Below are 11,084 nucleotides of genomic sequence, written 5' to 3'. Positions count from 1 at the left end.
GAGGGTTTGAGCGAGGGTGCTGAAGAGGTGGCATCTGCTTCAGGGCAAATTTCATCTGCAAGCCAGTCACAGGCGGAAGGCGCTTCAGAGCAGGCGGCTTCCATAGAAGAAACATCTTCATCACTTGAAGAGATGTCATCAATGACCAAGCAAAATGCAGACAATGCCAACCATGCTGATAATCTTATGAAGGGAGCCAATCAGGCTGTCGGCGAAGCGAATGATGCTATGGGCGAACTTACCACCTCTATGGAGGATATCTCCAAAGCAAGTGAAGAGACATCAAAGATAATAAAAACCATTGATGAGATTGCTTTCCAGACAAATTTGCTGGCTTTGAATGCTGCGGTGGAAGCAGCCAGGGCAGGTGAGGCCGGTGCCGGATTTGCCGTTGTGGCCGAAGAAGTGAGAAACCTTGCCATGCGATCAGCCGATGCAGCCAAAAACACGGCGGAACTGATTGAAGGTACGGTTAAGAAGGTGAATGATGGATCTGAACTGGTGGGCAGGACGAACGAAACTTTCAGTAAAGTTGCGGATAGCGCTTCCAAGGTAGGCGAGCTGGTAGGTGAAATCGCTGCCGCATCCAATGAACAGGCCCAGGGAATTGAACAGGTGAATACAGCAGTGGCTGAAATGGACAAGGTCGTACAGACAAATGCTTCCAATTCCGAAGAAACGGCTTCTGCGTCTGAGGAGATGAATGCCCAGGCGGAAGAAATGAAAGGGTTTGTAGAGAGTCTGGCAGCTCTGGTTGGCGGGAGTACGAACGGCCAGAGAAACAGTCAAGTTTCGGCGGTCTCGCATCAAAAATTCAACACACACAAGCATCTTGTGGCTGCTAAAAAGAAAGCAGGCACCAGAAAAATGGCTGTTATTCATGAAAAAGAAGTAAAACCGAATCAGGTGATTCCCTTGGACGACGCTGATTTCCAGGATTTTTAATCAATAAAAGTTGAACCCAAATCGAGCAAAAGCTCGATTTGGGTTGTCCAGAATCACAAACAACAGTCAATTGGAGGAGAGGTGAGATGGAAGCAATGGCCACGTATTCACATGAAAGCGGAAAGAATAGTTGTGAAGATTTAAGGAAAATCAGCAGGAACATCGGCCCAATGATTGACGGGACAGTGATGGAGATTTTCAGGTTATACAAGATGCAGCTTTTAAGCGAATCGGTTGACTATATTGTTCAGGCCGTCTGGGGTATAAAAAAAGGTGGAGGTCTTGACTCTATACAAAAGGAAATCTACACACGACTCAACCCGGCAGCAAATAAAATAATCGATTTATTTCAGTTCGAAGATATAAATGATGCCCAGGAATTTGCAATAGAGTTTCTGGTTAAGTCATTAATCATTAATAAGATTAGCTACATGATTGATGGGGTCAAAAACAGACTTGCCAACGAGCTTGGCCGGTATAAGAAAAATCTCAATATTCTCAATAATGTTAAAATGCTGGGGAGTGCATGAGGATGCATCATGGAAATTCTCCCAAGCGTCAAAAAAGATTTTACGGACTTTGCGGTGAAAAAAATAAGAAGAAAAATTACCCTGGTGTGAAAAAGCACATGCCCCTTCGTCATGGACCCTCATGAGAACAGTTACTGTGTTAACATGAATAGTCAAAAAATTCGAGATGCAATTCACTACTATCAGGATAGGTATTGGGAATGTGAAATCTATCAAAGGGTTTTAGCTTCGGGCGCTTTTTATATAGAAGATAGATCCCTTTGAGCCCTTTAGGCATAGTATTTATTTCATCAATTAAGATATATTCAGAACTTTTATTAGTCTAAGAAAGCTTTGTTCCATACTTCATTTTCACCCTTAGCCTGCTGAGCAGCGGTTGCGACGGTTGGATTTGATTATTATAACCTTGGAAATTTTACCACATCTTGCGGACTCTTTTTTTCTCTATCAATTTTCTTGCCGACCAGGCGTCCCCGCAACTTGATGCCAGCTAACTTTTCAACAAGTGTGGTTCCATTGTATTTCCTCAATTTATAACATTAGATTTTGATTCGCTGCAAAAGAATTTCAGCTAAGGTATTTTATTATTTTCGTGATTTCCAGAGACTTTTCAGTATTCTATGGTTCATTTAAATAATTTCCGGATTCGATAGCTTTGATTAATTTTTGGCGTGCAACTTCTTGAGAATCAGCTTGTAATTCCGGGCCTGCTCTGCCAACGCCAACTTTTGGAATCGGTGGAGGTGGAAGCCCTATTGCCCAGGCAACCTTCCCGTCCGGATTATAAAAAAAGGCATATTTACGACTATCCTTAGCTTTATAAAGGTCAAATTCAAATAGATTTGTCATATTAATAGATTCCCTTTAATTAAGATGGATGTAATTTGCTTCATTATATTTACCCATTGCAAGGCGGATTACGTGCATCTATAAGGTCTTTTTCTATTATGAGTCTTTTCTCCTCATCAAACTCTTCATAAATGCTAATGCAATTTGCATTATGCATTTCAAAGCAAGATTCTTTGTGGTGATTATCAAATCTTACAGACAAATCTTCTGTTTCGCCTATGTATATCTTATCATGGGAGCCGGTGCCGCCAGCTTTTTCTGTTCGTTTAGATATATAATAAACTGCGCCAATGGCTTTAAATTTTGTCCCATACGGATAAACATCGAACGTATATTCTATACCTAAAGCACCTTTTAGTATGAGAGTTCCAATTTTTTTCATTTGAATACCTCCCTTTTAGATTCAATTAAGGAATTTTATTTTCAGGCATATTTAGACCACCTTAATAACATTTTTACGTATAATTTTAGCTAAATCTTCAAGATATCTTGCGAAAAGAAGCTTATAATTTTGATCTCTGTTTGACTTAATGAAATCATCAATAAATACTTTTAGATCAATTAATTGTTGATCGTTATCTTTAATCAGCACCCCATCTTTTCCATCCGGATATCTCGGGGTTCTAATTTAAATAGAGTAGCCGTCATCATAATCCGGTCCATTGTCAATAATGGAAATGACCAGCCTGGTTTCTGAATCGATGATATTTGAAAAGGTTTTGACCATAAAATTTCCTAACAAGTGATTAAGATTAAATGTTAATTTACTGTGAAAGAATTTCAGCATAAGCATTTTATTTTACAGGGCACATGACGGTTGAGGCTGGCAGCCGATAATATAATTACCATCGGTGTCTTCATATATAACTTTCATCCAGCAGCCTTTCTACATAAGCTTTATTTAAATAGTTTATTGAGAAATTTTCCCGTTGCTTTACCCGCCACTCTTCTTCCTACCCTTTTGGTTATTTTCTTTGGATTGCCACTTGTAATTGCAGAAATATCGCCAAGAAACTTAGCCAACCAATAAAGAAATCCCCTTGTTTTTGAGAAGCTCATCCTAACCCCCCGTGTTTAATTGTCTATGCTTTTCACAATCCTCACCGGTTTAGTTGCCGCCAGGCTTCACATTCCTGTCTCTCACAAAAGAGCACCATCCTGAAATCATTTTTCCATTTACGGCTGCATTTGTTTCTGATTTTTATAAAAATATCTTTCGGGATATCAGCCGGTCGGCCAGCCCTTAGCTTTTTTAACGCATCTTTTTGTTGATCAATACAGAATTTCTGCATTCGATAATCGTTGGGCCATTCCTTTTGACAGTTGTTTTTAATGATGTCATTTAAATTTAGTGCAATTTGGGGTTTTACCTGTTGAGCACGAACTGTCTTTTCCGAGGATGCTTTGGTATTTGTATCTTTTCCCGCCCGGCCATAGGGGCTGTAAATAGTAATATAGTTCTTGTGGTTTGGCTTTACGTCAGAAACGTGAATAACTTTATCTTTGTCCTCCCACATATAAAGAGGCTCGGCAAAGCCTGCCGAACAGAAAAATAAACAAACGAAAAAGCTCATGCAAATTTTCCGTTTAAGCATTGCGTTACCTCCGCTTAAAATAAAAAAGCTGCTCCGCCAGAAGAAACGAAACAGCCTCTAATTTATTTCTTTCGGCAGCCTGACTGCCTGTGCACCGGATTATATAACCGGTGTTTCAGGCTCAAGGGCTTTGCGCATCCGGGTTCCCCCGGATTTGCCTTTTCGAGAAATTAATATTTTATTTTAAATAAGCTTTATCAGATATGATGCATTTTGTCAATCTTATCCTCTAAAATTAATATATATTTCACATTGCCCGTTTCAATAAGAATTTTTCTTTTTCCTCGGGGGAGTCCTCTTTTCTGATTTCTTCCGATTTTTTGAGTTTTGTTTCAATGGCACCCACCCTGGATTTTATTATTTGCTTAATATGATCCACTTCTGTTTTTAGTTCTGAAATCTTTTTTTCCGTCCTGATGGCATGGTGAAGCGAACGGATATTGGCGGTCAGAGATACCGAATGATCTGTATCTGATTTGAGGATTTCCACCGTCCTGGATAATAAATCGGCGATCTCCGGATCTTCATCTTCTCCCTTATTATATAGAAGGTCTTTTTCATCCCCCCGGATCATTTCACCTTCGCCGGTACATAACCAATAAATATTGATGTTAGTATTCTGAACTAAATTAGAAATAGTTTGTGCTGAAGTTGTTGTTTTGTTGTTTTCGGTTTGAGAAAGTGAAGCATGTGAAATACCAATTAATTTAGAAAACGGTTTAACGCCTAATCCCATAGATTCTCGAAATAAGCGCAACCGTCCGCCAAAAGAAATGTTAGTATTCTGACACTTTTTTCTTGACATGTGTTATAATTCTAACATAAAATCAAATAAACGTTAATCAAACCCAATCAAAAAATAGATAAGGAATTATACCCATGACACCCGACGAAATTAAAAAAGCCATTAGAGATAATAAAACCACCCAGACCGCCATCGCCGAAAAACTGGACGTATCGGTGATGAGTGTTTCGCGAGTTATTTACCGCGGCTCGACATCAGATCGGATTATGCGTGCCATCGCTGAGGTGATCGGCAAAAAACACACCGCGGTGTTTCCCGATTATTATTTAAGTCCGCCGAAAAGAAGCACATCAAAAACCGAATATATACCGGCAACAGCGGAATAAATAAACGTTAAAACATAATAACTAAAAACAAAAATCAAGTCAATGTCAGTTTTTATAAAAAAATCGGACGCCCTGAAATCAAGCCACGGACAAAAAGGAGTGAATCATGAAAAAACCGGTTCAGCTGTCTTTGTTTGAAATACCGACACTTAACACCGTGGTTGAAATGAAAGAGATTTTGAACAGGGCCGCAAAAAACAGCGGGATGTCACGCAGTTTAATTGCGGACAAAATGAATAAACTGGCTGATCGCTATGGCCTCAGCCTGGTTACCGGCAACGGAAACCGCCTGACTCTCGATACCTTGGAAAAGTGGCTAAACCCTGCCGAACCCGGCAGGCAGATGCCGATGCGGGTTTTGCCGGTTTTCTGTATTGTCGTGGGCGATTTTTCCCCGCTGAAGGTGCTGGCCAGGCCGGTCGGGGCGAAGGTGATCGGAAAGGAAGATCAGAAACTGCTCAAATGGGCCAAGGCTTATCAGCAGGTGCGCAGGGGACGCCGCCAAATGCGTATACTGGACCCGGAGATATAAATGAATATTTGCATCCATCCGACTGCAGAAGTGTCTGAAAAAGCGAAGATAGGGAAAGGGACTCTAATCTGGCACGGATCGCAAATCCGGGAAAGATCGATCATCGGAGAAAGCTGCATCATCGGCAAAGGCGTTTATATAGATGAGGGTGTGGTTATCGGCAATGGGGTAAAAATTTCCAACCACGTATCCGTGTATAAGGGAGTGACCATAGAAGACGACGTACTGCTCGGCCCCAACTGCACCTTTACCAACGACCTGCATCCCCGTGCCTTTAACAAAGACTGGCAGATAACAAATACGCTCATCAAAAAAGGGGCATCTATCGGCGCGAATGCAACCATATTGTGCGGTGTCACTATAGGGGAATATTCAATGATCGGTGTCGGGTCCGTGGTGATCCGTGACACCCTGCCGCACTCTTTGATGGTGGGCAATCCTTCCGTGCGGGCAGGCTTCGTATGTGTCTGCGGATTTAAGCTGAAGATAATCATGCAGGGAAGCAACAAGGCAAAACTTAAATGCGGCCAATGCCAGAAGGAATTTGCAGTTAATTTTAAAAAGGAAATCAGATGTCTGAACATATAAGATCTTCATGGCAGGAAAAAATAATGGCCATGATTGAAAGAATTAGCATTCGATTTATGTGGTTCATAGCCGGTGCATTTTTCGGCTATCTGTGGATGGCCAGGGCTTACGGGCTGTTTTAAAATTTCTTCTGCGCCTGCACCTCCAAAGGGTCGCCCGGCCCGACCCAGTCAACCAAGCAACGCTCGAATTTGCAGGCGGCTTTTCATGCGGGATTTTCATAGCGGAAAGCGATGCAAGGCCGGAACTTAAAAGGGAGGTCATCATGAAAAGAATATGCTGTAAGTGCGGAAAGTATCTTGGAGAAAAGCCGGGTCCGAAAGATGCGGTCACACATGGCTTATGCGATCCTTGCCTGGAAATCTACCGGGCAGAAATGATGGTCGCTCTGGAAAATTTTAAAAAAGCCGAAGTTGAAAAGGAGACATGCAGCGGATGAAGAGTTATCGGAGGATTAATGCGGTAAAGATATCGGTAGACATATTAAAATGCCTGGCGGATCAGCGCGAACCAGTATCCGGGCATGATGTGGCCCGCTCGGTCGATATCAAATACGATACGGTCATGTGCCACCTGACGACGCTGGAAGATACCGGTCTGGTAAGAACTATCGGCGACAGGTATGAACTGAGCATGGGGATGGCAATGTTCTGGACCAAGATGAAAAGCAGAAAAGAGGCCGATAAACAGCGAATCGAACACGAGATCAAATTACTTCAAACGGGAGATTAATAAGGAGACGACCAATGGGTGATGCAGAAATAGAAGCGGCCAACGAAATATACAAGGCCGCAAAACAGGATGCAATGATTGAGATTAACCGGATGAAAGATGAGATAGATTCGATCCGTGAGGAATCCGAAGCCCTGGGAAAAATAAAGGCGATGGATTGTAATATCGCCTTTAATAAAATGCTCAAATACGCTGCACTTTATAACATCAAGAAAAGCAAGGAATACCGGAAAGGCAGTCTGACCTGGGATGATTTTTGCACAAAAGCTGTGGGCCAAAGTGTCAGCACGGTTGATAGAACATTAAAAGATATAAAACCGATCTATGATAATTTTTCGGGCAAATTGACCGAATTTTTAGGAATGCCATTTAATAAAATCAGGTATTTAGGCCGTTTGATGTCTGAAAAATCGGGCAAATTGCCAGATTTTAAGGACGGTGCTCTTAATTTCGACGGCAAAAAAATCCCCCTCACTCCGGAAAACAAAGACGACATCGAAGCCGCCATCGATGCCCTGAAAGAATCCCAGAAAACCCAACTGGAAAACAAAGAAGCCACCATCAAGGCCAAAGATCGCGTCCTGGAGGCCAAAGAAAAAATCATCAACAAGCAGGAAAAGGAAATTTCCAAATACCAACGTCAGGTCAAGGCCCGGGGATTCGAGCCGGGTGAAGAGAATTTCATCCGGGACATGGAAAATCTGAAAACCATGCTGGTGGGTGTGGAGCTGAAGATGGACGTGCGCAATATGCCCGAAAAAATGACCCCGCTCATGAAGGCCGCCTACATCGAAACCCTGGGACATTTCAAACGCACCATCATCGCCTATTATGATGAAGCCACCGTTCATTATGGTATTGCCGATGACGATGACTGGGTCCCGCCGTATGAAAGGGAAGATGATCACGCTCAGCTTGAAGCTGACAACCAGGTGAAAATTGGCACCGTCGATTGCGGTGGATGCGAATTTCACAAAGGCATGATGAATAAAGCCAAGGGGGTGAAGATTCCCGGCAATTCAGGTAAATGCATACGACCCGGGGGACTTTGCTTTTCGGAAACAGCGGCCCGCGCGATTAAAGTACAGGGCGACGCAGATAACACTGAATATAACAAGGAGCAGAAACCATGTGGAGGCAGGAGCTGGCACGGGAACTCAAAGAGGCCAAAAACGGAGACAAGGACAAGGTAATCGAAAATTACCGCAAAATGACGGGCAGATCGACTCAAAGCCTATATCGGATCGCAGCCCAAAACGGCTTTAATTCAGGCCGGAAAAAGCGCAAAGACAACGGGTCGTGCAGGTTAAATGACGAACAGCTTCATTTTATCAGCGGCCTGGTGCATACGTCCTCCCGCGAGCTGAAGGGCACCATCATGGACGTGGAGACCGCGCTTTCCATTGCCGAGGACAACGGTATTATCGATCCGGGAACCTGCAGCGTGGCCTGGCTTACCAGACTGCTGCGCGACCGGCAGATGAACGCCGCCGCCCTGAACACACCTGAGCCTCACATCCAGATGCGATCATTGCATCCCAACCATGTGCATATTTTCGATGCCTCGGTCTGTATCCAGTATTATCTCAAGGGTCGCAAGGGCCTGCATATGATGCGGGAGGATAAATTTTACAAAAATAAATGGCAGAATTTCGCCACAGTTAAAAAGAAGCTGATCCGCTATATTCTTACAGATCACTTCAGCCATATTATTTGTGTCAAATATTATTATACCGGCGGAGAAACCCAGGCAAACCTGTACGACTTTTTATTGGCCGCCTGGAGCGGGGGGAAGCGTGAAAAATTCCCCTTCCGCGGTGTGCCGTTTTTTATGCTCATGGACGCAGGAGCGGCAAACATTTCCAAAGCGATCCTGGCATTTTTAGAACGCCTGGAGATCGAGATCCCCAAATCGCTGCCGCACAATCCGGGCCGTCAGGGATCGGCGGAAGTCGCCCAGAATATCGTTGAATCCAAGTTCGAGTCCCGCCTGCGGTTTCAACCGGCTCAAACGGTGCAAGAACTTAATGACTGGGCGCTGGACTGGTGCGTTCATTTCAATGGTACAAAAAAGCATACCCGCCACGGCATGACCCGCTCCGAATGCTGGCTCAAAATCAAGAAAGAAGAACTGAGGGAACTCCCGGATAAAGACATTCTGCACGATCTGTTTGCCGAGCCGGAAACGGATCGTACGGTGACCGGACGGTACTCGATTTCATTCCGGTCCGAAGAATACAACCTCAAACACATCGAGGGCCTTTTACCCAACCGATCAAAAGTCAAAGTCGTTTTGCGCCCCTTCCTCTGGCCGGAAATCGGAGTGATTTTCAAAGATCAAGAATACCTGGTCAAACCCATCGGCAGGGTGGACGGCGGTTTCCGGGAGGATGCGGCGGTCATCGGGCGCGAGTATAAACGGATGCCGGACACGCTGACCCAGAAGGCCAAAAAGCGGGGAGAAAATTTGGCGTTTGGTGAAGACAGACCCAAAGACGCAGTGCCGTTCGGCGGGATCACCGTGTTCGGCAACCAGGCGGACAAAGTCAATCGCACCTACATGCCAAGACTCGGCACCCCTTTAAACACGGCCAAAACGGCGGAAAATGTCGGACAAAAACAGATCCCGATCATGACGGTATTGAAAAAATTGAGTACCGCCCTGGGGCTGATCACCCCTGAACTCAATACGGCAATTCGCCAAGCGTACGGCACATCAATGAGCCTGGCCGAATCGGACCGGCTGTATCACATGGCAATGGATCACGGGTCACTGACTCCGGCTGATCTTGGAGGAGACAATGCTTCGCTTAAAACAGCTGCTGTATGAATGCGGCGTCAGCCAGCAGGCTTTCGCCGACCGGACGGACTTTGGGAGCACTGTTCTCTGGCTGTCTTTCACAGGCCGGTTTCCCAAAAAAGTCGAGCGTTTCAAGGCATCGGTGGAATCAGCGGTGTCCGCCGATCCGGCGCTCAGCGCCTGGCTGCAACATCGGGGGCTGGATATGAACGCAATTTGGGACGAAGTGGAAAAGACCAACAACTACGCATACCCGGACTGGCGGCGAAAGAGCATGTCGGATGCCATGCAGCGAAGCTGGAGCGTACCGGCGATTGTTCCCGGTGACCCACTAAAAACAGAAAAACATAAGGAGGCGGAAATGATAGAGCAAAGAGCATTGAAGCATTTCAAACTGTTTAGAAGTCCGTTTCTAAACGACATATCTGACGTAAGGGACATTTTCCTTTCGGAAGATCATCACTTCATCAAGGAGATGATGCTGGACACGGCACGGTACGCCGGGTTCACTGCAGTTTACGGCGAAGTCGGTTCCGGTAAATCGGTGATACGAAAGGCGGTGGTCCAGGAATTGATGAGCGAGGACATCAAGGTGGTTTTTCCCATCATCGTGGATAAATCCAGGATTACGCCGGGGTCGCTGATCGATGCCATTGTCATGGATATTTCCGAGGAGAAAACCAAGCGCAGCCTGGAGGCCAAAACCCGCCAGGCGCTGCAACTGCTGCGCAACCGGGCTACTTCGGGCATGAAACAGGTGCTGATCATCGAGGAGGCTCATTTAATGAACGTCAAAGCCATGAAAGCCTTAAAACAGATTTATGAGCTGGAGGACGGCTACAGCCGCTTGATCGGTATCATCCTCATAGGACAGCCGGAGCTCAAATTCCTTCTGGATGAAACCCGACATCCTGAGATGCGCGAGGTCACGCGCAGAGTTACCTGTGCGGAGATCACCGGTCTTGACGGAGACCTGGACAGGTACATCGTGCATAAATTCAAAAGGATCAACAAAAAAACAGAAGATATTTTTTCAGACGACGCTTTTGAAGCAATGGCCCACAGGCTGCAGGATAAAACCGGCAGCGGAAGAATAGTCAGTCGCGGTTATCCCCTGACGGTGAACAACCTGACCGCAAAAGCCATGAACATGGCGGTGGATATGGGCGAGGAAAAAGTGACTGCGGAAGTGGTGATGAGTCTGTAACCCGTGCTACGGCTGAAGGCTTCAGGCTTTGCTTCACAGCTACGCCCCGACAAGACGCAGGGCAAAAAGGAGTTCAGTCATGAAACTTGAACATTTTGGAATCGATCCGGTCACACGTATCCATAACAGAAATCTGACTTTTGTGGAAAGCCGGTTTTTAGGGATTTTGTGGATC

The 11,084-nt window shown here is 45.0% G+C and carries 16 protein-coding genes and 1 riboswitch; of the genes, 11 read left to right on the top strand and 5 right to left on the bottom strand.

Annotation, left to right across the window (positions count from 1 at the left end; translation table 11 throughout):
* On the top strand, positions 1 to 945 hold a 945-nt coding region (locus tag SWH54_09815; GenBank protein MDY6791553.1), incomplete at its 5' end, for a methyl-accepting chemotaxis protein.
* Positions 946 to 1,031: 86 nt separating this feature from the next.
* Entirely contained in the window at positions 1,032 to 1,475 is a 444-nt protein-coding gene (locus tag SWH54_09810; GenBank protein MDY6791552.1) for a hypothetical protein, read from the top strand.
* A gap of 618 nt (positions 1,476 to 2,093) precedes the next feature.
* On the opposite strand, the gene SWH54_09805 is transcribed toward SWH54_09810, so the two are convergent.
* From SWH54_09805 to SWH54_09785, 5 genes are all read right to left on the bottom strand, one after another.
* Complete coding sequence (locus tag SWH54_09805; protein ID MDY6791551.1) at positions 2,094 to 2,324, bottom strand: hypothetical protein; 231 nt, start codon at positions 2,322 to 2,324, stop codon at positions 2,094 to 2,096.
* Positions 2,325 to 2,373: 49 nt separating this feature from the next.
* The gene (locus tag SWH54_09800; GenBank protein ID MDY6791550.1) at positions 2,374 to 2,706 is read right to left on the bottom strand and encodes a GIY-YIG nuclease family protein; all 333 of its coding nucleotides are present in this window, start codon (positions 2,704 to 2,706) and stop codon (positions 2,374 to 2,376) included.
* Positions 2,707 to 3,221: 515 nt separating this feature from the next.
* Positions 3,222 to 3,383: a hypothetical protein gene (locus SWH54_09795; GenBank protein MDY6791549.1), complete on the bottom strand. Its 162-nt coding sequence runs from the start codon at positions 3,381 to 3,383 to the stop codon at positions 3,222 to 3,224.
* 41 nt (positions 3,384 to 3,424) lie between these two features.
* Positions 3,425 to 3,919, bottom strand: coding sequence for a hypothetical protein (locus SWH54_09790; protein ID MDY6791548.1), 495 nt, complete (start codon positions 3,917 to 3,919; stop codon positions 3,425 to 3,427).
* A gap of 70 nt (positions 3,920 to 3,989) precedes the next feature.
* Positions 3,990 to 4,088, bottom strand: a riboswitch (cyclic di-GMP riboswitch).
* Between the two features lie 78 nt (positions 4,089 to 4,166).
* The gene (locus tag SWH54_09785) at positions 4,167 to 4,493 is read right to left on the bottom strand and encodes a hypothetical protein (protein ID MDY6791547.1); all 327 of its coding nucleotides are present in this window, start codon (positions 4,491 to 4,493) and stop codon (positions 4,167 to 4,169) included.
* 305 nt (positions 4,494 to 4,798) lie between these two features.
* On the opposite strand from SWH54_09785, the gene SWH54_09780 reads away from it, so the two are divergent.
* The 9 genes from SWH54_09780 to SWH54_09740 all read left to right on the top strand — a co-directional run bounded on the left by SWH54_09780 (position 4,799) and on the right by SWH54_09740 (position 10,909).
* Positions 4,799 to 5,050, top strand: a complete 252-nt coding sequence (locus SWH54_09780; GenBank protein ID MDY6791546.1) for a helix-turn-helix domain-containing protein — start codon at positions 4,799 to 4,801, stop codon at positions 5,048 to 5,050.
* Positions 5,051 to 5,156: 106 nt separating this feature from the next.
* Positions 5,157 to 5,582, top strand: a complete 426-nt coding sequence (locus SWH54_09775) for a hypothetical protein (protein ID MDY6791545.1) — start codon at positions 5,157 to 5,159, stop codon at positions 5,580 to 5,582.
* Entirely contained in the window at positions 5,583 to 6,170 is a 588-nt protein-coding gene (locus tag SWH54_09770; GenBank protein ID MDY6791544.1) for an acyltransferase, read from the top strand.
* Positions 6,155 to 6,292, top strand: coding sequence for a hypothetical protein (locus tag SWH54_09765; GenBank protein MDY6791543.1), 138 nt, complete (start codon positions 6,155 to 6,157; stop codon positions 6,290 to 6,292). Before SWH54_09770 ends, SWH54_09765 begins: the two co-directional genes overlap by 16 nt.
* 143 nt (positions 6,293 to 6,435) lie before the next feature.
* Positions 6,436 to 6,609 carry a hypothetical protein gene (locus tag SWH54_09760; GenBank protein ID MDY6791542.1) on the top strand — a complete coding sequence of 58 codons (174 nt, stop codon included), beginning with the start codon at positions 6,436 to 6,438 and terminating at the stop codon, positions 6,607 to 6,609.
* On the top strand, positions 6,606 to 6,902 hold the full coding sequence (locus SWH54_09755) for a helix-turn-helix domain-containing protein (GenBank protein MDY6791541.1): 297 nt from the start codon (positions 6,606 to 6,608) through the stop codon (positions 6,900 to 6,902). The genes SWH54_09760 and SWH54_09755 overlap by 4 nt, the downstream gene beginning before the upstream one ends.
* Positions 6,903 to 6,916: 14 nt before the next feature.
* On the top strand, positions 6,917 to 8,095 hold the full coding sequence (locus SWH54_09750; protein ID MDY6791540.1) for a hypothetical protein: 1,179 nt from the start codon (positions 6,917 to 6,919) through the stop codon (positions 8,093 to 8,095).
* Entirely contained in the window at positions 8,032 to 9,732 is a 1,701-nt protein-coding gene (locus tag SWH54_09745; GenBank protein MDY6791539.1) for a hypothetical protein, read from the top strand. Before SWH54_09750 ends, SWH54_09745 begins: the two co-directional genes overlap by 64 nt.
* A complete protein-coding gene (locus tag SWH54_09740) occupies positions 9,704 to 10,909 on the top strand; it encodes an AAA family ATPase (protein ID MDY6791538.1) in 1,206 nt (401 codons plus the stop codon). The genes SWH54_09745 and SWH54_09740 overlap by 29 nt, the downstream gene beginning before the upstream one ends.
* Positions 10,910 to 11,084 lie beyond the last annotated feature (175 nt).

Source organism: Thermodesulfobacteriota bacterium (genome assembly GCA_034189135.1).
In the GTDB taxonomy this organism is placed as follows: Bacteria; Desulfobacterota; Desulfobacteria; order Desulfobacterales; family JAUWMJ01; genus JAUWMJ01.
This window is presented reverse-complemented; position numbering and strand designations above follow the sequence as displayed.

Bases quoted from the DNA above. Each gene is read 5' to 3' on its own strand.
- SWH54_09810 (MDY6791552.1), top strand. From the start codon at position 1,032: ATGGAAGCAATGGCCACGTATTCACATGAAAGCGGAAAGAATAGTTGT.
- SWH54_09805 (MDY6791551.1), bottom strand. From the start codon at position 2,324: ATGACAAATCTATTTGAATTTGACCTTTATAAAGCTAAGGATAGTCGT.
- SWH54_09800 (MDY6791550.1), bottom strand. From the start codon at position 2,706: ATGAAAAAAATTGGAACTCTCATACTAAAAGGTGCTTTAGGTATAGAA.
- SWH54_09795 (MDY6791549.1), bottom strand. From the start codon at position 3,383: ATGAGCTTCTCAAAAACAAGGGGATTTCTTTATTGGTTGGCTAAGTTT.
- SWH54_09790 (MDY6791548.1), bottom strand. From the start codon at position 3,919: ATGCTTAAACGGAAAATTTGCATGAGCTTTTTCGTTTGTTTATTTTTC.
- SWH54_09785 (MDY6791547.1), bottom strand. From the start codon at position 4,493: ATGATCCGGGGGGATGAAAAAGACCTTCTATATAATAAGGGAGAAGAT.
- SWH54_09780 (MDY6791546.1), top strand. From the start codon at position 4,799: ATGACACCCGACGAAATTAAAAAAGCCATTAGAGATAATAAAACCACC.
- SWH54_09775 (MDY6791545.1), top strand. From the start codon at position 5,157: ATGAAAAAACCGGTTCAGCTGTCTTTGTTTGAAATACCGACACTTAAC.
- SWH54_09770 (MDY6791544.1), top strand. From the start codon at position 5,583: ATGAATATTTGCATCCATCCGACTGCAGAAGTGTCTGAAAAAGCGAAG.
- SWH54_09765 (MDY6791543.1), top strand. From the start codon at position 6,155: ATGTCTGAACATATAAGATCTTCATGGCAGGAAAAAATAATGGCCATG.
- SWH54_09760 (MDY6791542.1), top strand. From the start codon at position 6,436: ATGAAAAGAATATGCTGTAAGTGCGGAAAGTATCTTGGAGAAAAGCCG.
- SWH54_09755 (MDY6791541.1), top strand. From the start codon at position 6,606: ATGAAGAGTTATCGGAGGATTAATGCGGTAAAGATATCGGTAGACATA.
- SWH54_09750 (MDY6791540.1), top strand. From the start codon at position 6,917: ATGGGTGATGCAGAAATAGAAGCGGCCAACGAAATATACAAGGCCGCA.
- SWH54_09745 (MDY6791539.1), top strand. From the start codon at position 8,032: ATGTGGAGGCAGGAGCTGGCACGGGAACTCAAAGAGGCCAAAAACGGA.
- SWH54_09740 (MDY6791538.1), top strand. From the start codon at position 9,704: ATGCTTCGCTTAAAACAGCTGCTGTATGAATGCGGCGTCAGCCAGCAG.